The organism is Citrobacter sp. Cb004 (assembly GCF_030337065.1).
Taxonomy (GTDB): Bacteria; Pseudomonadota; Gammaproteobacteria; order Enterobacterales; family Enterobacteriaceae; genus Citrobacter; species Citrobacter braakii.
In genome coordinates this window covers 65,139-87,825 of sequence record NZ_JAOWCH010000067.1, presented here as the reverse complement: position 1 = coordinate 87,825, position 22,687 = coordinate 65,139, and the positions used below count along the sequence as shown (strand labels likewise).

23 protein-coding genes are annotated in these 22,687 nt (G+C 52.0%); 18 read left to right on the top strand and 5 right to left on the bottom strand.

The genetic code is table 11. The features are described from left to right. The gene (locus tag OGV65_RS19525; RefSeq protein ID WP_016151451.1) at positions 1-345 is read left to right on the top strand and encodes a gamma-glutamylcyclotransferase family protein; all 345 of its coding nucleotides are present in this window, start codon (positions 1-3) and stop codon (positions 343-345) included. Between the two features lie 42 nt (positions 346-387). Here OGV65_RS19525 and OGV65_RS19520 read toward each other — a convergent pair whose 3' ends face one another. The 3 genes from OGV65_RS19520 to ppa all read right to left on the bottom strand — a co-directional run bounded on the left by OGV65_RS19520 (position 388) and on the right by ppa (position 4,278). Next, positions 388-2,397, bottom strand: coding sequence for a TonB-dependent receptor domain-containing protein (locus tag OGV65_RS19520; RefSeq protein ID WP_286455349.1), 2,010 nt, complete (start codon positions 2,395-2,397; stop codon positions 388-390). 83 nt (positions 2,398-2,480) lie between these two features. Then, positions 2,481-3,551 (bottom strand): 7-bladed beta-propeller protein YncE, encoded by a 1,071-nt coding sequence (gene yncE / locus OGV65_RS19515; protein WP_049283032.1) that lies wholly within the window; start codon positions 3,549-3,551, stop codon positions 2,481-2,483. Between the two features lie 199 nt (positions 3,552-3,750). Beyond that, complete coding sequence (ppa, locus tag OGV65_RS19510; protein WP_003025726.1) at positions 3,751-4,278, bottom strand: inorganic diphosphatase; 528 nt, start codon at positions 4,276-4,278, stop codon at positions 3,751-3,753. 309 nt (positions 4,279-4,587) lie between these two features. Here ppa and ytfQ point away from each other — a divergent pair, with 309 nt between their 5' ends. The 5 genes from ytfQ to OGV65_RS19485 all read left to right on the top strand — a co-directional run bounded on the left by ytfQ (position 4,588) and on the right by OGV65_RS19485 (position 10,372). Continuing rightward, the gene (ytfQ, locus tag OGV65_RS19505) at positions 4,588-5,544 is read left to right on the top strand and encodes a galactofuranose ABC transporter substrate-binding protein YtfQ (protein ID WP_016155532.1); all 957 of its coding nucleotides are present in this window, start codon (positions 4,588-4,590) and stop codon (positions 5,542-5,544) included. Positions 5,545-5,629: 85 nt separating this feature from the next. Next, positions 5,630-7,132: a galactofuranose ABC transporter, ATP-binding protein YtfR gene (gene ytfR / locus OGV65_RS19500; RefSeq protein WP_046275826.1), complete on the top strand. Its 1,503-nt coding sequence runs from the start codon at positions 5,630-5,632 to the stop codon at positions 7,130-7,132. A 13-nt stretch (positions 7,133-7,145) separates the two neighbouring features. Further along, complete coding sequence (gene ytfT / locus OGV65_RS19495; RefSeq protein WP_016155534.1) at positions 7,146-8,168, top strand: galactofuranose ABC transporter, ATP-binding protein YtfT; 1,023 nt, start codon at positions 7,146-7,148, stop codon at positions 8,166-8,168. Then, entirely contained in the window at positions 8,155-9,156 is a 1,002-nt protein-coding gene (yjfF, locus tag OGV65_RS19490; protein ID WP_016151457.1) for a galactofuranose ABC transporter, permease protein YjfF, read from the top strand. The genes ytfT and yjfF overlap by 14 nt, the downstream gene beginning before the upstream one ends. A 103-nt stretch (positions 9,157-9,259) precedes the next feature. Next, complete coding sequence (locus OGV65_RS19485) at positions 9,260-10,372, top strand: methyl-accepting chemotaxis protein (protein WP_075208928.1); 1,113 nt, start codon at positions 9,260-9,262, stop codon at positions 10,370-10,372. Between the two features lie 52 nt (positions 10,373-10,424). Here the strand turns inward: OGV65_RS19485 and fbp are convergent, their stop codons facing one another. Beyond that, the gene (gene fbp / locus OGV65_RS19480; protein WP_016151459.1) at positions 10,425-11,423 is read right to left on the bottom strand and encodes a class 1 fructose-bisphosphatase; all 999 of its coding nucleotides are present in this window, start codon (positions 11,421-11,423) and stop codon (positions 10,425-10,427) included. Positions 11,424-11,598: 175 nt separating this feature from the next. On the opposite strand from fbp, the gene mpl reads away from it, so the two are divergent. From mpl to OGV65_RS19455, 5 genes are all read left to right on the top strand, one after another. Next, complete coding sequence (gene mpl, locus OGV65_RS19475; RefSeq protein WP_016151460.1) at positions 11,599-12,975, top strand: UDP-N-acetylmuramate:L-alanyl-gamma-D-glutamyl-meso-diaminopimelate ligase; 1,377 nt, start codon at positions 11,599-11,601, stop codon at positions 12,973-12,975. 287 nt (positions 12,976-13,262) lie between these two features. Then, positions 13,263-14,015 carry a MurR/RpiR family transcriptional regulator gene (locus OGV65_RS19470; protein ID WP_049283031.1) on the top strand — a complete coding sequence of 251 codons (753 nt, stop codon included), beginning with the start codon at positions 13,263-13,265 and terminating at the stop codon, positions 14,013-14,015. After that, the gene (locus OGV65_RS19465; protein ID WP_200051834.1) at positions 14,015-15,337 is read left to right on the top strand and encodes a 6-phospho-beta-glucosidase; all 1,323 of its coding nucleotides are present in this window, start codon (positions 14,015-14,017) and stop codon (positions 15,335-15,337) included. Before OGV65_RS19470 ends, OGV65_RS19465 begins: the two co-directional genes overlap by 1 nt. A gap of 16 nt (positions 15,338-15,353) precedes the next feature. Beyond that, positions 15,354-16,043: a 6-phosphogluconolactonase gene (locus OGV65_RS19460; RefSeq protein ID WP_019078227.1), complete on the top strand. Its 690-nt coding sequence runs from the start codon at positions 15,354-15,356 to the stop codon at positions 16,041-16,043. Positions 16,044-16,049: 6 nt separating this feature from the next. Beyond that, positions 16,050-17,366 (top strand): PTS sugar transporter subunit IIC, encoded by a 1,317-nt coding sequence (locus tag OGV65_RS19455; RefSeq protein ID WP_200049769.1) that lies wholly within the window; start codon positions 16,050-16,052, stop codon positions 17,364-17,366. A 63-nt stretch (positions 17,367-17,429) separates the two neighbouring features. Here OGV65_RS19455 and yjgA read toward each other — a convergent pair whose 3' ends face one another. Beyond that, positions 17,430-17,981, bottom strand: a complete 552-nt coding sequence (gene yjgA / locus OGV65_RS19450; protein WP_016151465.1) for a ribosome biogenesis factor YjgA — start codon at positions 17,979-17,981, stop codon at positions 17,430-17,432. A gap of 95 nt (positions 17,982-18,076) precedes the next feature. On the opposite strand from yjgA, the gene pmbA reads away from it, so the two are divergent. The 7 genes from pmbA to OGV65_RS19415 all read left to right on the top strand — a co-directional run bounded on the left by pmbA (position 18,077) and on the right by OGV65_RS19415 (position 22,632). Further along, entirely contained in the window at positions 18,077-19,429 is a 1,353-nt protein-coding gene (pmbA, locus tag OGV65_RS19445) for a metalloprotease PmbA (RefSeq protein WP_003830385.1), read from the top strand. A 47-nt stretch (positions 19,430-19,476) separates the two neighbouring features. After that, positions 19,477-19,863 carry a cytochrome b562 gene (gene cybC / locus OGV65_RS19440; protein ID WP_016155540.1) on the top strand — a complete coding sequence of 129 codons (387 nt, stop codon included), beginning with the start codon at positions 19,477-19,479 and terminating at the stop codon, positions 19,861-19,863. Between the two features lie 330 nt (positions 19,864-20,193). Beyond that, on the top strand, positions 20,194-20,502 hold the full coding sequence (locus OGV65_RS19435) for a PRD domain-containing protein (protein WP_016151467.1): 309 nt from the start codon (positions 20,194-20,196) through the stop codon (positions 20,500-20,502). Between the two features lie 10 nt (positions 20,503-20,512). After that, positions 20,513-20,875 (top strand): SFCGS family glycine-rich protein, encoded by a 363-nt coding sequence (locus OGV65_RS19430; protein ID WP_003830384.1) that lies wholly within the window; start codon positions 20,513-20,515, stop codon positions 20,873-20,875. A 2-nt stretch (positions 20,876-20,877) separates the two neighbouring features. Further along, on the top strand, positions 20,878-21,177 hold the full coding sequence (locus OGV65_RS19425) for a DUF4312 family protein (RefSeq protein ID WP_016151468.1): 300 nt from the start codon (positions 20,878-20,880) through the stop codon (positions 21,175-21,177). A 22-nt stretch (positions 21,178-21,199) separates the two neighbouring features. Further along, entirely contained in the window at positions 21,200-21,976 is a 777-nt protein-coding gene (locus tag OGV65_RS19420; protein WP_005134210.1) for a DUF4311 domain-containing protein, read from the top strand. An 11-nt stretch (positions 21,977-21,987) separates the two neighbouring features. Continuing rightward, positions 21,988-22,632 (top strand): DUF4310 family protein, encoded by a 645-nt coding sequence (locus OGV65_RS19415; protein WP_003830379.1) that lies wholly within the window; start codon positions 21,988-21,990, stop codon positions 22,630-22,632. Positions 22,633-22,687: the final 55 nt, after the last annotated feature.

Sequence of the window (22,687 nt, the reverse complement as noted above, 5' to 3'; positions counted from 1 at the left end):
ATGCGAATATTTGTCTACGGCAGTTTACGAACCAAACAAGGCAACAGCCACTGGATGACCAATGCCCTGTTGCTGGGAAATTTCAGTATCGACAACTACCAGTTGTATAGCCTGGGCCACTATCCAGGCGCCGTTCCAGGAGAGGGAACAGTACACGGGGAAGTTTATCGTATTGATAACGCCACGCTGGCAGAGCTTGACGCTCTGCGTACCCGCGGCGGTGAATACGCACGCCAGTTAATTCAAACGCCGTACGGAAGTGCATGGATGTACGTGTACCAACGTCCGGTTGATGGCTTAACGCTGATTGAAAGCGGTAACTGGTTAGACCGAGACCAGTACTGATATGAACACGCCACCCTTGGGTGGCGTTGTTTTATTCTGGATTTAAAACTCCACGCGCGCGTCGAGGTTATAGCGGCGTCCTTCCACCTGTGCGGATTCGTTCCACGCGGTTGTCAGTTTCGGATCCTCATCCAGCACGTTGTAGACCCCAGCCATCAGTTGCGTGTGCTTATTGAGCTGATAACGTAGGCCTACGTCCACCATCGTGTAGTCATCATATTTATAGTTATTGCCGCTGTTGCGGTTACTGCTGCGATAATTCACCGTACTCCATACGTCCAGGCTTTGCGTTGCCGTCCAGTTCAGCGACAGATTCGCCATATGGCGCGGATAATCGTTTAGCGCGTAGCCTTTGTTAACGCCGCTTTTTTGTTCGCTGTGGTTCCAGGTGTAGTTAGCGTTGGCTTTTACATCGGCGGTAATCTGCCAGTCGGCATTCAGTTCTATACCGTATACATCCGCCTCGCTGACGTTGAAGTATTTACTGACGGAATCCGCGTTGTAGCCGTTGACGGAGCACTGGTTCGTCGACGTGGTTTCACAAATCGTTTGTTCAGCAATTTTGTCTTTGAACTGCGTATAGAAGACGGTGCTGTCGAGCGATAGCGCATCTCCCGTCCAGTAGAGGCCCAGTTCAGAGTTAACGCTTTGTTCAGGTTTCAGGTCGTCGTTACCAACGGTGAGGAAGGGATAAGGTACGGTTGAGCCGTAAGGGGTTACGAAGTTGCTGGACGTCGCGCGCAGCTCCGGTTTTTTATAGCCTGCGGAAACGCCGCCTTTCAGCGCCCAGTCATTGCTAAAGGCCCAGTTACCGTACATTTTCGGCGTAATATGTGTGCCAAAATTGTCATCCTGGTCCATCCTCGCTGACGTGGTCAGGATGAAATCGCCAATGCTCCAGCCGTCTTCAGCAAACAATGCCCAACCGTTACGGCTGATTTTGGTCACCGGGTCAGATCCGGGCAGCGTTTTGTTGGCTACATCAAAGCGGTCATTCAGCTCTTCGCGCGTGAAATTCGCCCCAACGGTCAGTTTATGGGTGTCGAGCGTGAAAGTGGTTTGCGAATTGGCGACGTAGTTCTCCATCTGCACATACTGCGGGGACTGTCCGTCATAAACATACTTCGAACGGCCTTTTTCATAGTTTATGTAGTTGGTCGTCGCGATGGTGTCGTCTGCATACCAGCCGGTATGCGTCAGGGTGGCGGCGTTACGATCGAACAGCCATGACCACGGCGCACCGCGTTTCTGGGTACGGTTTTTTTCCTGCTCACCGGTGACCACGTTGAGATCGAACAGGTTATTCTCGCTGGCGGCCAGGCCCAATGTCATATCAACGGATTTACGATTGTGTTTGCCAAAATAGTTATTGCGATCGTCATCGCGACGGTCAAGCCAGTCGGCCGCCACGCTAAGGCCGAGAACATCGGGCACAATCGGCCCCATGGTAAACAAATTCATCTGGCTGGTATTACCTAAATACTGGTGCTCCTGCAGCCAGGTATTGGCAGCAATTGCCGTGGTCCACTCTTTTGCGCCGTACGGTTTTTTGGTAATGACGTTAACCACACCGCCGATGGCGTCTGAACCGTACAGCGAGGACATCGGCCCACGGATAACTTCAATACGCTCAATGGCCTCCATTGGCGGTAAGAAGTTGGCTTCAGTACCAATATCATGTCCGTAAGGGCGAGATTCACCGGTATTTTGTTTGACGCTGTTGACCATAAAAGCGGTATAGGACGGGTCCATGCCGCGGATCATAATGCTGCCGGCGTTCATGCCGCTGCTGTTGGTGACCGAGACGCCGGGCAGGTTTTTAATTGCTTCACCGATGCTACGGTCCGGCTGAATATCCAGCGTGTTACGATCGATAACTGAAATAGTGGCCGGCGCTTCGCGTTTTTGCTGCGAGAATCCGGATGCGGTGATCACCATTTCATCTTCGCTAGTGCGTGAGGTCTCGGTGAGTTCTTCTGCCTGGGTGGGGAAAATAACACCGCCTGAGAATGCAACGATCCCTGTCAGCGTAATAAGTTGACGCGTTTTCATAATATAGACACCTGAAAAGTAAAAAATAAAAACATCACCTTGCAGCTCAAAAAAGCTGCAAGGTGCAGATAGTTTTTTAATTATTAATATTTAGAGAGATCGATTTTCAGCACGTAGTCGGGCTTCACACCTGTCATTTTTTCCGACTGTTTGACGCTGACGTACAGGGTGTTAGCATCTGCCGAGAGCGCCAGACTGTTAGGTAAGGCATTGGTTTCAATGCTTTGTTTTACCTGATAGGTCTTGCTGTTCACAATGCTGATGCGTTTAGCATTACGGTGGGTGATATAAACTTCCTGGCGTTTTTCGTTATATATCACTGCCAGCGAGTTAATAACCTTAATTGGTGCAATAACCTTACCGGTATTAAGATCAACAACCAGTACGTCCGCTAAATCCGGATCGGTCAGGAATGCGCGGTTATTTTTTGCATCCAGGGCAATATTCAGGAAAAAATGTTTTTTATCTGGCTCAATGGTAAAGCGATTAATAATTTGATGGTTGGTGGTATCCAGCGTAATAAGCTCGTTTCGGCCATTCACAACATACAGGCGGTTCTTATTTGCATCCACGGCCATGCCGGTCGGGTACTGGCCCATGTTCTCGAGGGTGGCGATTTTCTCGCGCTTTTGTGTGTCCACCACCCAGACTATGCCTTTTTCAGCCACGCCGGAAACGTACAGACGGTGGTGCTGTTTATCGAGCACCATTTCACGCGTATGAACAATATCTTTCGAGTTTTTGGCTTCGCTCAGTTGCAGTATCGCCAGCTCTTTACCGCTGCGGGTATCGACTAGCGTTACTGAACCTTCCAGCGTGTTGCCGACATACAGCACCTGGTTTTCTTCATCCAGAGCGGTGGCAAAGGCACGACGGCTGGTGTCGATGACTTCAGTCGTCGTGAGTTTCTCCAGATCGAGTTTATAGATAAGCCCGCTGGTTTTATCTTTATCAAACGACGGCGACGAGGCGACAAAAAGCGCATTCTGCTGGCTATCAACCGCCAGCTCATACACGCCGTTACCGACATCGCGAGTCAGAAAATCTTTCTCAGGTAGCGTCTGCGCCACGCTGGACAGGCTGGTAAATAACAGCGCTGTGGCGAGTGCCACGCAGGAATAGCGTTTCAGGGACTTCACATTGTGGAGGTTCATTGACTTTTATTCACATTTATTTACATGCTGAGAATGATAATGAGATCTAATATCATTCTCAATTAAGATAAATGAAATGTGACTACCCATTCTGGTAGGTCAAAAAGAAAACAGCGAAGGGGAGAGGTGGTAGAACGTAGAAATTTAAAAACCCTTACTAACCAGAGACTGGCGTTCAGGGTTTTAAGCTAACGCGAACTTACTTCTTCGCGCGCTCGAAAGAAGCAACGATTTCAGCTTTAGCGGCTTCAGCGTTGTCCCAACCGTCAACTTTCACCCATTTGCCCGCTTCGAGATCTTTGTAGTGTTCGAAGAAGTGGGTGATCTGCGCTTTCAGCAGTTCCGGCAGGTCGGTCACATCTTTGATGTGATCGTATTCTTTGCTCAGCTTAGTGTGCGGAACCGCAACCAGTTTCGCATCTTCACCGGATTCGTCAGTCATTTTCAGCACGCCAACCGGACGGCAGCGGATCACTGAACCTGGCTCCAGCGGGTACGGAGTCGGGACAAGAACGTCTACCGGGTCACCGTCCAGAGACAGGGTGTGGTTGATGTAACCGTAGTTGCACGGATAGAACATCGCGGTGGACATGAAGCGGTCAACGAACAGGGCGCCGCTCTCTTTGTCAACTTCGTATTTGATCGGATCTGCGTTGGCAGGGATCTCGATAACAACGTAGATATCTTCCGGCAGGTCTTTACCGGCAGGGACGTTGAGTAAGCTCATGTCTGTTTCCTTTAAATAAGCTATGGCAAACAAGTGGCGGGTATTATAGCCAACTCGCGCTGAATGTCTCCGCTTGTTTTCGCTTTCTCTGCGCTCATTTTCTTCTTTTTACCCCTCTCTCGTGACAGAAAAATCCATATCTTCAGCCGCATTTTTCATAGCGAGATGAAAGCGATTACAAAGTTGTGATTAACGTTTTATTTACTTTTTTGAAGTGTGATGTAACGCAATTCGTTACATGCTCAATTGTCTATAGTTTTTTCGCGACGGTTTATTAACCAACAATAATCACCCTACGAGGACGCACTTATGTGGAAGCGCTTACTTTTAGTCACAGCAGTTTCGGCAGCCATGTCGTCTATGGCAATGGCAGCCCCTTTAACCGTAGGATTTTCGCAAGTTGGCTCTGAATCCGGCTGGCGCGCCGCAGAAACCAACGTTGCGAAAAGCGAGGCTGAAAAGCGTGGTATTACGCTGAAAATCGCTGACGGCCAGCAAAAGCAGGAAAACCAGATTAAAGCAGTTCGCTCATTTGTTGCGCAGGGCGTTGACGCCATCTTTATTGCGCCGGTCGTGGCAACGGGTTGGGAACCGGTTTTAAAAGAAGCTAAAGATGCCGACATTCCGGTCTTTTTGCTCGATCGTTCCATCGATGTAAAAGACAAATCTCTCTATATGACCACGGTCACCGCCGACAACGTGCTGGAAGGTAAATTGATCGGCGACTGGTTGATTAAACAAGTGAACGGCAAGCCGTGTAACGTCGTTGAGCTGCAAGGGACTGTCGGGGCCAGCGTGGCCATCGATCGTAAAAAAGGGTTTGCTGAAGCCATCGCCAGCGCACCAAACATTAAGATTATCCGCTCACAGTCCGGCGACTTCACCCGCAGTAAAGGGAAAGAAGTGATGGAGAGCTTTATCAAAGCGGAAAACAATGGCAAGAACATCTGCATGGTTTACGCCCATAACGATGACATGGTGATCGGGGCAATCCAGGCGATTAAAGAAGCGGGCCTGAAACCCGGCAAAGATATTCTGACCGGTTCCATCGACGGCGTACCGGATATCTACAAAGCAATGATTGACGGTGAAGCCAACGCCAGCGTCGAGCTGACGCCGAATATGGCAGGCCCGGCATTCGACGCGCTGGAGAAATTCAAAAAAGACGGCACGATGCCTGAGAAGCTGACCATTACCAAGTCGATCCTCTATCTGCCGGATACGGCGAAAGAAGAGTTAGAGAAGAAGAAAAACATGGGCTACTAGTTTTGCTGCCGGTCTTCCGTAGGCCTGATGGCGTTGCGCTTATCAGGCCTACGAAAAGGCCGTGATTTCGTACCGGAGGAATGCCATGACCACCGACCCCCATCAGGAAATCCTCCGCACCGAAGGATTAAGCAAATTCTTTCCCGGCGTCAAAGCGCTGGATAACGTGGATTTCAGCTTGCGTCGCGGTGAGATTATGGCGCTGCTGGGAGAAAACGGAGCCGGTAAATCGACGCTAATCAAAGCGCTGACCGGTGTTTACCATGCAGATCGCGGCACGATCTGGCTCGAAGGCCAGCCTATCTCCCCCAAAAATACTGCCCATGCCCAGCAGTTGGGGATCGGTACCGTGTATCAGGAAGTGAACCTGCTGCCCAATATGTCGGTAGCGGATAACTTGTTTATTGGCCGTGAACCGCGGCGTTTTGGCCTGCTGCTGCGCAAGCAGATGGAAAAACGCGCGACGGAGTTGATGGCGTCATACGGTTTTTCCCTCGACGTGCGCGAGCCGCTGAACCGCTTTTCCGTGGCGATGCAGCAGATCGTCGCCATCTGTCGGGCGATCGATCTCTCCGCGAAAGTGCTGATCCTCGATGAGCCCACCGCCAGTCTTGATACCCAGGAGGTAGAAATGCTGTTCGGCCTGATGCGGCATCTGCGCGATCGGGGCGTCAGTCTGATCTTCGTTACCCACTTCCTCGATCAGGTCTATCAGGTCAGCGATCGCATTACCGTTCTGCGTAACGGCGGCTTCGTTGGCTGCCGTGAAACCCGCGAACTGCCACAGATCGAACTGGTCAAAATGATGCTGGGTCGCGAACTGGATACCCATGCACTACAGCGTGCGGGCCGTACGTTGCTGAGTGATAAACCAGTGGCGGCCTTTAGCGACTTTGGCAAGAAAGGCACCATCGCGCCGTTTGATCTACAGGTGCGTCCTGGTGAGATCGTCGGTCTCGCTGGACTGCTGGGATCCGGGCGAACGGAAACGGCGGAGGTGATCTTCGGTATTAAACCCGCCGACAGCGGCAGTGCGCTGATCAAGGGCAAAGCGCAGACCTTGCGATCGCCGCATCAGGCTTCGTGTCTGGGGATCGGCTTCTGTCCGGAGGATCGCAAAACGGATGGCATTATCGCCGCCGCCTCGGTGCGTGAAAACATCATTCTGGCATTACAGGCGCAGCGTGGCTGGCTGCGGCCTATTCCGCGGAAAGAACAAAATGAGATTGCCGAGCGTTTTATCCGCCAGCTCGGAATTCGCACCCCCAACGCTGAACAGCCGATCGAATTCCTCTCCGGCGGCAATCAGCAAAAAGTATTGCTCTCGCGCTGGTTACTGACCAAACCGCAATTCCTGATCCTCGATGAACCCACGCGTGGGATCGACGTCGGCGCGCATGCCGAGATCATCCGCCTGATCGAAACGCTGTGCGCGGATGGTCTGGCGCTGCTGGTGATTTCATCCGAACTGGAAGAGTTAGTGGGCTATGCCGATCGGGTCATTATTATGCGCGATCGCAAACAGGTGGCCGAGATCCCGCTGGCTGAACTGTCCGTGCCGGCGATCATGAACGCCATTGCGGCCTAAGGAGACTATGGTGATGCCTCAATCTCTCCCTCAATCCACTCCGCCGCAACGGCGATTCCGCTGGCCAAAGGGCATGCCACAACTGGTGGCGCTACTGCTGGTGCTGCTGGTGGATAGCCTGGTCGCGCCGCACTTTTATCAGGTGATTTTGCAAGATGGTCGGCTGTTCGGTAGCCCGATTGATATTCTCAACCGTGCCGCCCCCGTGGCGCTGTTAGCGATTGGCATGACGCTGGTGATTGCCACCGGCGGCATCGACCTTTCCGTAGGCGCCGTCATGGCCATTGCCGGTGCCACCACCGCGGCGATGACGGTGGCCGGGCACAGTTTGCCGGTGGTGCTGCTTGCCGCCTTAGGCTCCGGCATTCTGGCAGGGTTATGGAACGGGATTCTGGTGGCAATCCTCAAGATCCAACCGTTCGTTGCCACGCTAATCCTGATGGTGGCCGGGCGCGGAGTGGCGCAGCTTATCACCTCCGGGCAAATCGTCACCTTCAATTCGCCCGAACTGTCGTGGTTTGGCAGCGGCTCGCTCTTACTGTTCCCCACGCCAGTGATCATTGCCCTGCTAACGCTGGTGGTGTTCTGGCTACTGACGCGTAAAACGGCGCTGGGGATGTTTATTGAAGCGGTAGGCATCAACATTCGTGCGGCAAAAAACGCCGGGGTGAACACGCGCATTATCGTGATGCTCACCTATGTGCTGAGCGGTCTGTGTGCGGCTATCGCCGGCATTATCGTCACGGCGGATATCCGCGGGGCAGATGCCAATAACGCCGGATTGTGGCTGGAACTGGATGCCATCCTGGCGGTAGTCATCGGCGGCGGCTCGCTGATGGGCGGGCGCTTTAATCTGCTGCTGTCGGTGGTCGGGGCATTGATTATTCAGGGCATGAACACCGGGATTTTACTGTCGGGCTTCCCGCCAGAACTAAATCAAGTGGTCAAAGCCGTGGTGGTGTTGTGTGTGCTGGTCGTGCAATCACAACGCTTTATCAGCCTGATAAAAGGAGTGCGTGGTCATGATAAAACGTAATTTACCGCTGATGATCACCCTCGGCGTGTTTGTGCTGGGTTACCTCTACTGCCTGACACAGTTTCCGGCTTTTGCTTCAACCAGAGTTATCTGCAATATCTTGACCGATAACGCTTTTCTGGGCATCATCGCCGTGGGCATGACCTTCGTGATTCTCTCTGGCGGGATCGACCTGTCCGTTGGCTCGGTGATCGCGTTTACCGGCGTATTTCTGGCGAAGGCCATTGGCTACTGGGGTATATCTCCGCTGCTGGCGTTTCCCCTGATTCTGCTGATGGGCTGCGCGTTTGGCGCGTTTATGGGGTTACTGATTGATGCGCTGAAGATCCCAGCATTCATTATTACCCTGGCGGGAATGTTCTTCCTGCGCGGCGTCAGCTATCTGGTGTCTGAAGAGTCGATCCCAATTAACCATCCGGTTTATGACATGCTCTCAAGCCTGGCATGGAAAATTCCCGGCGGCGGCCGCCTGAGTGCAATGGGATTGCTGATGCTGGCGGTAGTCGTCATTGGCATATTCCTGGCGCACCGTACGCGCTTTGGTAATCAGGTTTACGCGATTGGCGGCAACGCCACCTCTGCCAACCTGATGGGGATCTCAACCCGCAGCACGACCATCCGTATCTATATGCTGTCGACCGGGCTTGCGACGCTTGCCGGCATTGTCTTTTCAATTTACACCCAGGCGGGTTATGCGCTGGCGGGCGTCGGCGTTGAGCTGGATGCGATTGCCTCAGTCGTGATTGGCGGAACCCTGTTGAGCGGCGGGGTCGGTACGGTGTTAGGAACGTTGTTTGGTGTCGCCATTCAGGGGTTGATCCAGACCTACATTAATTTTGACGGCACATTAAGTTCCTGGTGGACGAAGATCGCGATTGGCATTTTATTGTTTATTTTTATTGCCTTACAGCGCGGTCTGACGGTACTTTGGGAAAATCGTCAAAGCTCGCCAGTAACCAGAGTGGGGACGGCGGCAACACCAAAGTAACATCCTGATTTTTCAATAAACATTTAAATACCTAAACTTTTTCCGGTTGTAGTCGATAGGTTCTGTACAGGTCTGTTTTAACCCTACAACCGGAAATATAACGATGCCAAAATCCCTTTCAATTCGATCAAGTTTGTTGGTGTTATTGTCTCTGCTGACGTTCCTTCTGTTGCTGACCGGCGGTATGGGGCTGTATGCCTCTACCCGTATCATTACTTCGTTGATTTACCACGGTATTATGAGCGCCTCGATGTTGGCTGCCCTCGCATTGCTGGCGGTGATTTGGTTCATGCTGCGAAATAAGTTTCTCAAGCCGCTGGATAATATGGTTGAGCAACTGGAACGCTTGGCGACGGGGGATTTGTCGCCGGTTGCCGCGCTGTCGGCCAGCGCCGAATTCAACCGTCTGAACGCGGCAATGGATGAAATGCGCCATGCGCTGGGCGACTCGGTACAGCGTGTCCGCGATGCCAGTTTACAAATTGATATTGGTAGCCGTGAGCTGACGGCCGGGAACCAGCATCTGGCACAACGTACTGAATCGACAGCCACTTCGCTGGAGCAGACCGCCGCCAGTATGGAAGAACTCACGGCGACCGTGAAACAGAATGCGCAGAACGCGGAACAGGCACACCAGTTGGCAAAATCGGTGTCGGATACCGCCGATCGCGGCAGTGAGATGGTGTGCTATGTGATTGAGAAAATGCGCGATATTTCCGGCAGTTCCAGCCGAATCGCCGACATCCTCAGCGTAATCGACGGTATTGCTTTCCAGACCAATATCCTGGCGCTCAATGCTTCTGTTGAAGCGGCGCGTGCCGGTGAGCAAGGGCGGGGCTTTGCGGTCGTTGCGGGTGAAGTGCGTAATCTGGCCAGCCGCAGCGCCGAGGCGGCAAAAGAGATCCGCACGTTAATCAGCGATTCACACACCCACGTGGGAGAAGGCAGCGAGCTGGCGCAGCAGGCGGGCGAAACCATGGATGAGATTGCCAATGAAGTGATGCGCATGACCAAACTGATGCGTGAAATTGCCAGCGCGTCGCAGGAACAGAGTCGCGGCATTGAGCAGGTGAATATCGCGGTGATTCAGATGGATGAAACGGCGCAGCAAAATGCGGCGCTGGTACAGCAATCTTCAGCGGCTACCCGCTCGCTGGAAGAGCAGTCACATGCGCTGCTCGAAGCAATGGCGGCGTTTAAAGTACAAACGGCGTAGGGGATAAATTTGCCGGATGATGGCGTTAACACGTCTCATCCGGCAAAGCGTATTACGCGTCCGGGAATTCGCGGATAAAGCGTTCTACATCTTCAACCATATGGTCGTTACCTACGAAGAAGGAGCGACGCTGGTGCAGGCTTTCCGGGGTGATATCCAGAATGCGATCTTTACCATCGCTCGCTTTGCCGCCCGCCTGCTCGGCCAGGAAGGCCATCGGATTGCATTCGTACAGCAGACGCAGCTTCCCTTGCGGGTGGCTGGCGGTGCTTGGGTACAGGTAGATCCCGCCTTTGAGCAGATTACGATGGAAATCCGCAACCAGAGAGCCAATGTAGCGCGAGGTGTACGGGCGCTGAGTTGACTTATCTTCTTCCTGGCAGAATTTAATGTACTTCTTCACACCGTTCGGGAATTTAATGTAGTTGCCTTCGTTAATGGAGTACGTGCTGCCTTTCGCCGGGAAGCGCATACGTTCCTGGCTGAGGCAGAATACGCCCAGAGAAGGATCGTAGGTGAAGGCGTGTACGCCACAGCCGGTGGTATACACCAGCATGGTGGAAGAACCATAAACAACGTAGCCCGCAGCAACCTGCTTGTTGCCTGGTTGCAGGAAATCCTCTTCCGTGACCGGCGTGCCGACTGGGGTTACGCGGCGATAAATAGAGAAAATCGTACCGACAGAGACGTTAACATCGATGTTGGATGAGCCATCCAGAGGATCCATCAGCACAACATATTTTGCGTGTTCACAGCCTTCAAAGACGACGATTTCATCTTCTTCTTCCGAGGCAATGCCCGCCACAATGTCGCGCGCCTTCAGTGCAGCTTTCAGTTTTTCGTTCGCGAACAGATCGAGTTTTTGCTGAACCTCTCCCTGCACGTTCTCAGCACCGCTGGCACCAAGGATATCGACCAGACCGGCCTTGTTGATATCGCGGTGGATGATCTTGGCGCCCAGCTTTATTGCCGACAACAAAGCAGTGAGCTCACCGGTAGCATGAGAAAACTCGTGCTGCTTTTCGACAATAAATTCACCTAACGTTTTCATAACACTTTCCCTGCAATTTATGTGGAGTAAAGCGACCGCAACAATATTAACAAATATTTCCATTGCCGCGCTTAGGTGAATCGCGCCAGCAAACTACGGAATATCCTGAAATGCGTTTCTCACTTGCCGGACATGTGCGTAAAATGGCCCCCAGATTAAAAAAGGATAGTGACGTATGCGCATTCATATTTTGGGAATTTGTGGCACTTTTATGGGCGGTCTGGCGATGCTGGCGCGCTCACTCGGTCATGAAGTAACCGGTTCGGACGCCAATGTGTATCCGCCGATGAGTACCTTACTTGAGAAGCAAGGCATTGATCTGATTCAGGGTTACGATGCCAGCCAGCTCGATCCGCAGCCGGACCTGGTGATCATTGGCAATGCCATGACCCGGGGTAATCCGTGTGTGGAAGCAGTGCTGGAAAAGAACATTCCGTACATGTCCGGCCCGCAGTGGTTGCATGACTTTGTGCTTCGCGATCGTTGGGTACTGGCGGTTGCGGGGACGCACGGCAAAACCACCACCGCCGGAATGGCGACCTGGATCCTCGAAGCCTGCGGCTATAAGCCTGGCTTTGTGATCGGCGGCGTACCGGGTAACTTTGAGGTTTCCGCGCGCCTGGGTGAGAGCGACTTCTTCGTGATTGAAGCGGATGAGTACGATTGCGCCTTCTTCGATAAGCGTTCTAAATTCGTACATTACTGCCCGCGTACGCTGATCCTCAACAACCTTGAGTTCGATCACGCTGATATCTTTGACGATCTGAAAGCGATCCAGAAACAGTTCCACCACCTGGTGCGTATCGTGCCGGGCCAGGGACGCATTATCTACCCGGAAAACGACATCAATCTGAAACAGACGATGGCGATGGGCTGCTGGAGCGAACAAGAGCTGGTTGGCGAACAAGGTCACTGGCAGGCGAAAAAGCTGACCACTGATGCATCCGAATGGGAAGTGTGGCTGGACGGTGAAAATGTTGGCGTGGTGAAGTGGGGCCTGGTAGGCGAACACAACATGCACAACGGTCTGATGGCGATTGCTGCCGCGCGCCATGTTGGCGTCGTGCCTGCGGATGCAGCCAATGCGCTGGGCTCGTTTATCAACGCCCGTCGTCGTCTTGAGCTGCGCGGCGAAGCCAATGGCGTGACGGTGTATGACGATTTCGCCCATCACCCAACGGCCATTCTGGCAACGCTTGCGGCGCTGCGCGGTAAAGTAGGTGGCACGGCGCGCATCATCGCGGTGCTGGAACCACGCTCGAACACCATGAAAATGGGCCTGTGCAAAGATGACCTGGCGCCGTCGTTAGGGCGTGCGGACGAAGTGTTCCTGCTGCAACCCCCGCATATTCCGTGGCAGGTAGCAGAAGTCGCTGAAGCCTGCGTTCAGCCTGCGCACTGGAGCGGCGATGTGGATGCACTGGCAGATATGGTGGTGAAAACTGCACAGCCTGGCGATCACATCCTGGTGATGAGTAACGGCGGGTTTGGTGGCATCCATCAAAAACTGCTGGATGGCCTGGCGAAGAAAGCCCAGGCAGAAGAAGAGTAAAAAAATGCCCGGTGGTGCTACGCTTACCGGGCTTACGATCCGTTGTGGGCCGGATAAGGTGTTTACACCGTTATCCGGCACTTTCTCAGGAGCACGATCTCCGTTGCCATCCGGCTTTCTGGTTACGTCATACTTCTCAACGGAATGGGAAGCCTCCATATGGAAATTTATAACTCAGATCGCAGAAATTAATTTCTAAATCATAAAATCTATTTCCGCTTTTCCCTTGCTAATATCCCCTCGAGAGCCAATGTGGCGTAAGTGCCACATAATAAAAGGTGCGCTCCATGCGAAAAAATTTAACCAATAATGAACTGCGAGTTTATAAATTCTGCCAGGAGAATCCTGCTGATGTTTATAAAATGAAAATTCATGAACTGGCAGATCGCGTTTATACTACCGCGCCATCTATTTCTAAGTTGGTAAAGAAATTAGGCTTTAATAATTTCCAGGAGTTTAAGGTCAACATTCGGGACGTATTCTCCAGAACGCAAAACTCGCAGCACCATAACGCGTTTGTTAGCGAATATATACAAGAAATGCAGGATGCTTTAACCAGAGTGTCTGAGAATAAAGTCAAAGTCTTTTGTGATTTTTTGTCCGACTGCAATACGATTATCACCTGGGGATACGGTACATCAGATAGCGTGGCGAACTATGTTAGCTATAATTTGATGGTGCTGGGCTTTAATATCCTCAATGAAACAGACTACACCAACTGTAATGTCCGCAGCCGCTTTCTGACCGCTAACGATTGTATGCTGATTGTTTCCAACAGCGGTGAGTCAGAAATGCTGGAAGAGATAATTTTTAATGCCAGAAAAAACGGCATCAAGGTGGCCGCGATTACCAGCCGGGAAAACTCTACGCTGGCGCTTAAGGCCGATGCAGTCTTGATCTACAAAAACGCCATTATTAAAGATACTGCTTTCGAAAATATAAGCTATCCGATACAGATAGCCATCGTAGATATTATGCTTTTCCATTTATCCAATGTCAGAAAAGTGTCGTTGAAATTTAATTCAAAAGTAGAAGACTAATGAAAAAACTAAAACTCGTGGTGATAGGTGCGGGTAGCAGCTATACGCCAGAACTGATTGAAGGGGTAATTAAAAACTACCACCAGCTTCCCATCTCTCACATCGCTTTTGTCGACGTTGAAATGGGTAAAGAGAAAATGAACATCATTTTCGATCTCACCAAAAGAATGCTTGCCAAAGCAAATTTACCAATTGATGTCATCCAAACTTTTGACCGCAAAACAGCGCTGCTGGGTGCCGACTTCGTGGTGACTCAACTGCGCGTCGGTGGTATCGATGCCCGAATCGTTGATGAAAAACTGCCGAAGTCATACGGTTTTATTGGCCAGGAAACCAACGGTGCGGGCGGGATGTTCAAAGCTCTGCGCACCATTCCGGTCATCATTGAAATAGCGAATGAAATGAAGGCGATTTGTCCAAACGCCTGGCTGATTAACTTCACCAATCCAGCTTCCATGGTGACAGAAGCGGTACTCAAATACAGCCACAACAATCGGGTCATCGGCCTGTGCAATGGTCCTGTCAATATGACCCATCAGGTGGCCGGGCTGCTGAATGCCAACGTAGAGGATTTATACGTCGAGTTCAAAGGCTCCAACCATATGAACTTTATTACCAAAATTTTGCATAACGGCGTCGACCGTACCCGCGAAGCCATCGAGATAATCAACGCCGCCGACGTTGATGCACTGAGCTTTAAAAACATCAGCAATGAGCAGTTTAATAAAGAGCTGCTGGCCGCCACCAATCTGATCCCCTCTTCCTATTTAAAATACTACCTCAAGACGACTGAAATGCTGGCCGAGCAGGAAGCAGCCGAGCAATCACGGGGTGAGATCGTCAAAAATATCGAAGCCGAACTGTTTAAAAAATACAGCGACGTTACGCTTCAGGATAAGCCTAAAGAGCTGGAAGCCCGCGGCGGTGCGCTTTATTCCACCGCCGCGCTGAACGTTATTCGCGCTATTTACCTCGACGATAAGAGCATTCAAACCGTCAACGTTCGTAACGGCGGTGCTATCACTAATTTACCGGAAGAGGCGGTAGTTGAAGTGAACTGTGTGCTTACCCGTAATGGTCCGATTCCAATTTGTACTGGTGAGATCCCATCTCCTGCGAAAGGGATTGTTTCCATGATGAAAGACTATGAAGCGCAGATCGTCAAAGCCGCCGCCACCGGCGATTATCAAGCGCTTATTTCTGGCTTTATTTTCAACCCATTATGCTCAAGCGACACTTCGGGTGTGGCGTTAGTCAAAGAGATGCTGCTGGCCAATAAAAAGTATCTTCCTTTATTCGCCAAAAAGATTGAATCACTTTAATAGCGAGAAGAAACGGATGAAATGTACAACGTTTGATACCAATGCCGCGCTGGCTGAACAGGTCGTTAGTGAGCTATCCGCGCTCAAACCACATTCTCGCGTGCTGATCCCCTCCGGTAGCACGCCTCACTGGATTTACGAAGCACTGGCAGCGACACCGTTTGCCGAACGCCTTACCTTCTTTGCGCTGGATGAGTGGGTCAACGTGCCCAGCGAATCAGATGGCAGCTGCCTGAACATGATTAATCAGGACTTTGTGCACAAATGTGCCTATCCGGTGCGGTTAGTCCATTTCAATCCGTTTGCCTCTACGGCACAAAATATTGCCCATTACCAAACCGCGCTCAACGGTGAAGAGTTTGACTATGTAATTCTGGGCGTGGGAATGAACGGGCATATCGGCTTAAACGAGCCGGGCGTGCCGTTTGATGAGGATTATCTACAAACTCAACTGGATGACGTAACAATTAACGTCGCCAGCCATAAATACTTCTCCGGAGATGTCACCCTCACCGAGGGTATTACCGTCGGGCTGAATAAAATCATCAAGGCTGGAAAGGTGATTGTTATCATCAACCACGATGCGAAAAAAGATATTTATCAGGAGATTGTTAACGGCGATGCGCACCACACTCAGGTTCCTGCCATCTATATCAAGCAGTTCCCGCAGGTTAATTATTACGTGACAAAAAACCTTATAGGGTAAGCGGGCATGAGCATAACCTCTCTACTCGAACAAAAGATGTTGCCACTGGCCGAGAAAATCTCGTCAAACATCTACCTGACCGCACTAAAAAATGCGTTTATTGCCCTGATTCCCTTTTTGATTGTCGGTTCATTTTTCGTATTGTTAACCAACTTTCCTGTTAACGGCTATCACGAGTTTATGAGTTCGCTGTTAGGGGACGGCGTGCTGGATAAGCTCAATTACGGGATTAACGCCAGCTACGGATTAATGACGCTGCTGGTGATTATCACCTTCTCAAAGGAGTTAGTTGAAAAGCTTAATCTCAGCCAAAGTTCCGCTATTTTACCGGTGGCGATCTTCTTCTTAATGTCGCCTGGTCATATTACGACAGGATCGGGAGAAATCGTCGCCGATGCTTACGCGCTGCTCGACTTTAGCTCTGAATCGATGTTCTTAGGGATTATCGTTACTGTGGTCACCATCAAGGTGGTTCAGTTTCTGGAAAACAGGGCTTTTACCATCAAGATGCCTGCGAGTGTCCCGCCAGAGATTGCCAGGTCGTTTAAATCGCTGGTACCTATCTTCTTAGTGCTACTGTTCTGGATTATCGTCAAGGTGCTGTTTGAGAACACGCCTTTTGGTACGCCGGGGAAATTTATCAGCGTCATGCTGCAACAGCCGTTGCTGTATCTGGGGAATTCCCTCTTATCGCAACTGATTGCTGAGATGATGATCAGTTTCTTCTGGTTCTTTGGGATCCATGGCGACTCTATCATGACATCCGTAATGGGGCCTATCTGGCAAACGCTCAGTGCGCAGAACCTGGCGCAAACTCAGGCCGGGCTGGTAGCGACCAACATCATTACTCAGCAGTTCAGGGATGTCTATTTGATTGCCGGCGGTACGGGCTTTACCGGGGCGCTGTTGATTAGCATCTTTATGGTTGCCAAAAGTACGCGATTAAAGCAGCTCTCACGGCTGGCGGCACCGGCGGCAATTTTTAACATTAATGAGCCGGTTATTTTTGGTTTACCAATCGTGCTTAATCCGCTGATGCTTATCCCGTTTATCATTACCCCAATGGTGCTGTGTACGGTTACTTATGTGGTTATCGCACTCGGCTGGGTTCCCCCCACCTCTGGTATCTCCATTCCCTGGACAACGCCGATCTTTATTTCTGGTTTCCTCACCACCGGGATTTCAGGCATTGTGTTACAGGCCGTGAATCTGGTTATCGCCACCGCGATTTATACACCGTTCGTGAAGATTTTAGATAAGCAGTATCTGCATGAAGAGAGTCAGTCAGAGAACGCTATGGGCGAAATGCAGCCCCAGCAGTAAGGGCACAGAATCCAGGCCGGATGAAGTATTTACATCATCCGGCACTTTCTGCAGACGAAGAGATTAGATTTCGTTTTCCGCCAGTTCACGCAGATACTGGAAAATCTGACGTGCTGATTTCGGCGGCTTGTTGCCTTCTTGCTCTTTCTTCGCATTGCGAACCAGAGAACGAAGCTGCTGGCGATCGGCGTTTGGCCACAGGTTCAGCACTTCCGCTACCGCATCATCACCTTCGGCGATCAGGCGATCGCGCAGTTGCTCAAGCTTGTGAAACAGTACAACCTGTTGGTTGTGACGGTTTTTCAGCTTGTCCAGCGCCTGACGGATAGGATCAACATCGCGCTGGCGCAACATTTTGCCAATCAGCTGCAGCTGGCGGCGGCGACCTTCCATCTTAATACGCTGGGCCAACTCAATCGCGGCACGTAAATCCGCGTCGAGCGGGATTTTATCCAGCGCGTTTTTCCCCAGTTTCACCAGTTCCACACCCAGGTGTTTTAACTCCTCGGCGTCACGTTTTATTTCACTTTTACTAACCCAGATAATTTCATCGTCTTCGTCTTCGATGTCATCACCGGGAACGTCGTCGAGCCAGTCTTCGGGCTGCTTAGTCATGTCAGGCTCCTTAAAAAAAGAGGCTAATGTTACCAGTTAAGATGCGCACTGAAAAACGGTTCTCTGTTAGACTTCAGAGAAACTCTCTCTACATTATGGCATTTGCGATGAAAGTAATCTCACAAGTTGAAGCGCAGCGTAAGATTCTGGAAGAAGCGGTCTCGACGGCACTGGAATTAGCGTCAGGTAAGTCGGATGGCGCGGAAGTCGCTGTGAGCAAGACCACGGGTATTAGCGTCAGCACCCGTTATGGTGAAGTGGAGAACGTAGAATTCAATAGCGATGGCGCGCTGGGGATTACGGTTTATCACCAAAACCGTAAGGGCAGCGCATCGTCCACCGATTTAAGCCCGCAGGCGATTGCACGTACCGTGCAGGCCGCGCTGGATATTGCACGTTACACCTCACCGGACCCGTGCGCGGGCGTGGCAGATAAAGAACTGCTGGCCTTTGATGCGCCCGATTTGGATCTGTTCCACCCGGCGGAAGTTTCCCCTGACGAAGCTATCGAACTGGCAGCCCGCGCGGAACAGGCGGCGCTACAGGCCGACAAGCGTATCACCAATACCGAAGGCGGCAGTTTTAACAGCCACTATGGCATCAAAGTGTTTGGTAACAGCCACGGGATGCTGCAGGGCTACTGCTCCACGCGTCATTCTCTTTCCAGCTGCGTCATCGCGGAAGAAAATGGCGATATGGAGCGTGATTACGCCTACACCATTGGCCGGGCGATGGGCGATCTGCAAACGCCGGAATGGGTGGGGGCAGACTGTGCTCGCCGCACCTTATCTCGCCTCTCTCCGCGTAAACTTTCCACCATGAAAGCACCAGTGATTTTTGCCAACGAAGTGGCGACTGGGCTGTTCGGACATCTGGTCGGCGCGATTGCCGGTGGTTCGGTGTACCGTAAATCCACCTTCCTGCTCGACTCGCTGGGCAAACAAATTCTGCCGGAATGGCTGACTATTGAAGAACATCCGCACCTGCTGAAAGGGCTGGCGTCGTCGCCGTTCGACAGCGAAGGCGTACGGACCGAACGCCGTGACATTATTAAAGACGGTGTGCTGACCCAATGGCTGCTGACCAACTATTCCGCACGTAAGCTGGGACTGAAGAGCACCGGTCATGCGGGCGGGATCCACAACTGGCGAATTCCGGGACAGGGTCTAAGCTTCGAGCAGTTGCTCAAAGAGATGGGCACAGGTCTTGTGGTTACCGAGCTGATGGGCCAGGGCGTTAGCGGCATTACCGGCGATTACTCGCGCGGCGCGGCGGGTTTTTGGGTCGAAAACGGCGAAATTCAGTATCCGGTGAGTGAAATTACCATCGCCGGTAACTTAAAAGAGATGTGGCGCAATATTGTGACCGTAGGCAACGATATTGAAACACGCAGTAATATACAGTGTGGTTCGGTATTGTTACCGGAGATGAAAATCGCCGGGCAATGATACTCGTTAAGGCGTTAATTTTTTAATAATAAAAAAGGAAGTGAGCAATGCGTAAACACCTGTTAGCGATCGTCGCGGCTTCAACGCTGGTTCTTGGTTCTTCTGCGTTTGCAGCCGATCTCGAAGATGACATGGGGATCCTCAACGACAACCTGAAGATCGTCGAAAAAACGGACAATGCGACTGAACTAAAAGACGCGTTGACCAAAATGCGTGCAGCCGCGCTGGATGCTCAAAAGGGAACGCCACCGAAGCTGGAGAGCAAATCCCCGGACAGTGCGGAGATGAAAGATTTCCGCCACGGCTTTGACACGCTGATCGGTCAGATTGACGGCGCGCTTAAACTGGCGAACGAAGGTAAAGTCAAAGAGGCGAAAGCCGTTGCGGAAGACCTGAAAAAAACGCGCAACGAAAACCACAAGAAGTTCCGCTAATCTACTCTATCCGGCCTGCATAACCGTAGGCCGGATAAGACGTTGCGCCCCTGCATCCCATAAGTAAACGCTATCCCCATCACATTTTTTCATTTTTATCGTCCATTCATTGTTCGCATTTCCTTCCATTTTGCTGTTCACTCTTGCGATCTCAATCACATTCTTCCAGTGATTAATCGTGGTCCCGGCCCTTTTTGCGGCACAGATCACTATCGCTGCGCCCCTTTCCACTTCGAAGTGGAAAACAACTCGCTACAAACTTTTAACCCCCACCGCTAAGTTAACCTCAGAGCCACTAGTGGGGTAAGACGAGTGAATAACGGAGCTGTAATGAATGACATGGGGGAATCGGTGGAACTGGCCGACCGCATGCTGGCGCAGGTGTATGCCTTGCTGCGTGAACGCCACATTATTCCCAACGCTGTACAGGAACAGATGCTGACGTCGCATGTTCGCGCCATGGCGCACCGCTCGGTAACGGGTGAACCCTTACCAGAAGTCGATGCCAGCTTGTTTGATGAAATTTCTGCCGAATCAATGGCGCTTGCCCGTGACGTGGTCGCTGAGTTTGGCAATCTTCCTGAGGAAGAGGCCTGGCTGCTGTCGGTGCACTTCGAAGTCGCAAAAGACAACCTTTAAGGAGCAAAAGATGGAACAGATTACCGTAGTGATTGGCGATCGTCTGGGTAAAGGCCAGAAAGTGGCGGCAGGCGTTGAGAAAGCGGGCGGCCGTGCGGTTGTGGTGCCGGGCGTTGCGGCAGATATGAAGCTGGGTGACGTGATGAAAGCGGAAAACGCCACCTTTGGTATCTCGTTTTGCGGCAGTGGTGGCGCGGGTGCGATTACCGCGCAGACCAAATACGGCTACAAGGCGAAATACGGCATGCGCTCGGTTGATGAAGGGGTCACTGCCATCAACGAAGGTTGCAACGTGCTGGGGTTCGGTTTTATGGACAAAGAAGAACTCGGTGAGCGCCTGGTACAGGCGTGGCAAAAGAAACACGGCGCTTAAGCATGAAAGAACAATTCACCACCACGGTGAGAGTCACTGGCAAGGGCGAGGCCAAAGCGCGCGCCTTTGCCGATGCCCTGAACCACGTTCAGGCTGCGGTGATGAAAGCGTCGCCGCATATCTTACTGCGTATTGAGCCACAGGATGTGCAGGTTGTTCAAGCGCGTGAATCGGTGCGCAAAGAGGCATTTTTATTCCTCTTTTTGCGCCGGGAAAGACGCACCTTCAGCGTGGAGCTGGACGTGACCGTCAACGTGACTGCCATCAATCTCGACAAGGTGGATTTCGTTACGCAACGCTGATTCTTTATTAAAAGGCATAATTATGTTCCTGATAATATTAATAAAATCGCTCATCATCGGCGGCCTGGTTGGCGTCGGTGTCGGCGCTGGGGCTGCACGCATGTTTCATGCGCCTACCACTCAAGGGATGGGCGCGTTTCGTACTCTGGGAGAACTGAATTCCTGCGAAGGGGATCCGGCTTCTCACTTCTCGTTCGGCCTGGGCTTCTTCTTTAACGCCTGGGCTTCCTCCGTTGCGGCGGGGGCGTTCACTCAGGACGTCGACCATCGCATCATCCCCAACTGGGGCGCTGCTGCGCTGATGGTTAAAAACCGCAACGTCGGTGAAACGCTGCACGATCCCAAGCGCATGGCGATTGCCTGCGGCGTTATCGGGATGATCGTCGTGACCTTCCTGAACCTCACGGCGTCATCCGTACCGGAAGCGTTGCAGGTGACCGCCGTCAAGGTGCTGGTGCCTGCGGCTAACCTGCTGGTTAACACCGTGATGCCAGTGATCTTCTGGCTGGCGGCGATCGATGCCGGTAAAAAATCAGGCTTCTGGGCGACCGTCTTTGGCGGCGCGGCGCAGCTGATTATGGGCAACGCCGTCCCGGGTCTGGTCCTTGGCATTCTGATCGGTAAAGGCGTGGAAGAGAGCGGCTGGAACCACGTCACTAAAGTGATGATGGTGGCTATCGTCGCGCTGTTTGTCCTGAGCGGCTTCTTCCGCGGCTTCGACATGAAGATGATCGAATCCTTCCATCTGACTGTGCCTAACTGGCTCGAACTGATCCACAACTCGCTCAGCGGCAAATAACGGAGGCCATCATGGAACAGAATAAAGGTTTTTGGTTCGCTGACTGGTCGTTCCCGATCTTCGTTGGCCTGCTCTCCTCTGGCGTATTTGCCGGAACGCACATGTACTACCTGTACGGTATTGGCGCATTTAACGAAGTCGCTTTTGTGGCGATGCTGAAGGCGGGAATGGACACCGGCTCCTACGGGGCGGTGGCGGCATTTGGTGCAAGCTTCCTGTTTGCCCGCATCATTGAAGGTTCGCTGGTGGGGATTCTGGATATTGGCGGGGCGATTCAGACCGGGGTCGGGTTAGGTGTTCCGGCGCTGCTGTTGGGCGCAGGTATTATCTTCCCGGTTGCCAACTTCGCAGCGTCGCTGGTCACCGGTCTGGTGATTGGTCTGGCGATTGGCTACATCATTATTCTGGCGCGTAAGTTCACCATCAATCAGAGCGACTCGACCTACGGTGCGGATGTCATGATGGGGGCCGGTAACGCCTCCGGCCGCTTCCTCGGACCATTGATTATCCTCAGCGCGATGACGGCGTCTATCCCTATCGGCATCGGTTCACTGGCGGGCGCGCTGCTGTTTTACCTGTGGCAGAAACCGATCACCGGCGGGGCGATCCTTGGGGCGATGATCCTCGGGTCCATCTTCCCGATTGCCATTAGCTAACTGTTGATTTGTAGGCCGGATGAGGCGGTTGCGCCGCCATCCGGCAAAGGAGAGA

Excerpts from the sequence above, each read along its gene's own strand:
- OGV65_RS19525 (WP_016151451.1), top strand. The coding sequence starts at position 1 with ATGCGAATATTTGTCTACGGCAGTTTACGAACCAAACAAGGCAACAGC.
- OGV65_RS19520 (WP_286455349.1), bottom strand. The coding sequence starts at position 2,397 with ATGAAAACGCGTCAACTTATTACGCTGACAGGGATCGTTGCATTCTCA.
- yncE (WP_049283032.1), bottom strand. The coding sequence starts at position 3,551 with ATGAACCTCCACAATGTGAAGTCCCTGAAACGCTATTCCTGCGTGGCA.
- ppa (WP_003025726.1), bottom strand. The coding sequence starts at position 4,278 with ATGAGCTTACTCAACGTCCCTGCCGGTAAAGACCTGCCGGAAGATATC.
- ytfQ (WP_016155532.1), top strand. The coding sequence starts at position 4,588 with ATGTGGAAGCGCTTACTTTTAGTCACAGCAGTTTCGGCAGCCATGTCG.
- ytfR (WP_046275826.1), top strand. The coding sequence starts at position 5,630 with ATGACCACCGACCCCCATCAGGAAATCCTCCGCACCGAAGGATTAAGC.
- ytfT (WP_016155534.1), top strand. The coding sequence starts at position 7,146 with ATGCCTCAATCTCTCCCTCAATCCACTCCGCCGCAACGGCGATTCCGC.
- yjfF (WP_016151457.1), top strand. The coding sequence starts at position 8,155 with ATGATAAAACGTAATTTACCGCTGATGATCACCCTCGGCGTGTTTGTG.
- OGV65_RS19485 (WP_075208928.1), top strand. The coding sequence starts at position 9,260 with ATGCCAAAATCCCTTTCAATTCGATCAAGTTTGTTGGTGTTATTGTCT.
- fbp (WP_016151459.1), bottom strand. The coding sequence starts at position 11,423 with ATGAAAACGTTAGGTGAATTTATTGTCGAAAAGCAGCACGAGTTTTCT.
- mpl (WP_016151460.1), top strand. The coding sequence starts at position 11,599 with ATGCGCATTCATATTTTGGGAATTTGTGGCACTTTTATGGGCGGTCTG.
- OGV65_RS19470 (WP_049283031.1), top strand. The coding sequence starts at position 13,263 with ATGCGAAAAAATTTAACCAATAATGAACTGCGAGTTTATAAATTCTGC.
- OGV65_RS19465 (WP_200051834.1), top strand. The coding sequence starts at position 14,015 with ATGAAAAAACTAAAACTCGTGGTGATAGGTGCGGGTAGCAGCTATACG.
- OGV65_RS19460 (WP_019078227.1), top strand. The coding sequence starts at position 15,354 with ATGAAATGTACAACGTTTGATACCAATGCCGCGCTGGCTGAACAGGTC.
- OGV65_RS19455 (WP_200049769.1), top strand. The coding sequence starts at position 16,050 with ATGAGCATAACCTCTCTACTCGAACAAAAGATGTTGCCACTGGCCGAG.
- yjgA (WP_016151465.1), bottom strand. The coding sequence starts at position 17,981 with ATGACTAAGCAGCCCGAAGACTGGCTCGACGACGTTCCCGGTGATGAC.
- pmbA (WP_003830385.1), top strand. The coding sequence starts at position 18,077 with ATGGCATTTGCGATGAAAGTAATCTCACAAGTTGAAGCGCAGCGTAAG.
- cybC (WP_016155540.1), top strand. The coding sequence starts at position 19,477 with ATGCGTAAACACCTGTTAGCGATCGTCGCGGCTTCAACGCTGGTTCTT.
- OGV65_RS19435 (WP_016151467.1), top strand. The coding sequence starts at position 20,194 with ATGAATGACATGGGGGAATCGGTGGAACTGGCCGACCGCATGCTGGCG.
- OGV65_RS19430 (WP_003830384.1), top strand. The coding sequence starts at position 20,513 with ATGGAACAGATTACCGTAGTGATTGGCGATCGTCTGGGTAAAGGCCAG.
- OGV65_RS19425 (WP_016151468.1), top strand. The coding sequence starts at position 20,878 with ATGAAAGAACAATTCACCACCACGGTGAGAGTCACTGGCAAGGGCGAG.
- OGV65_RS19420 (WP_005134210.1), top strand. The coding sequence starts at position 21,200 with ATGTTCCTGATAATATTAATAAAATCGCTCATCATCGGCGGCCTGGTT.
- OGV65_RS19415 (WP_003830379.1), top strand. The coding sequence starts at position 21,988 with ATGGAACAGAATAAAGGTTTTTGGTTCGCTGACTGGTCGTTCCCGATC.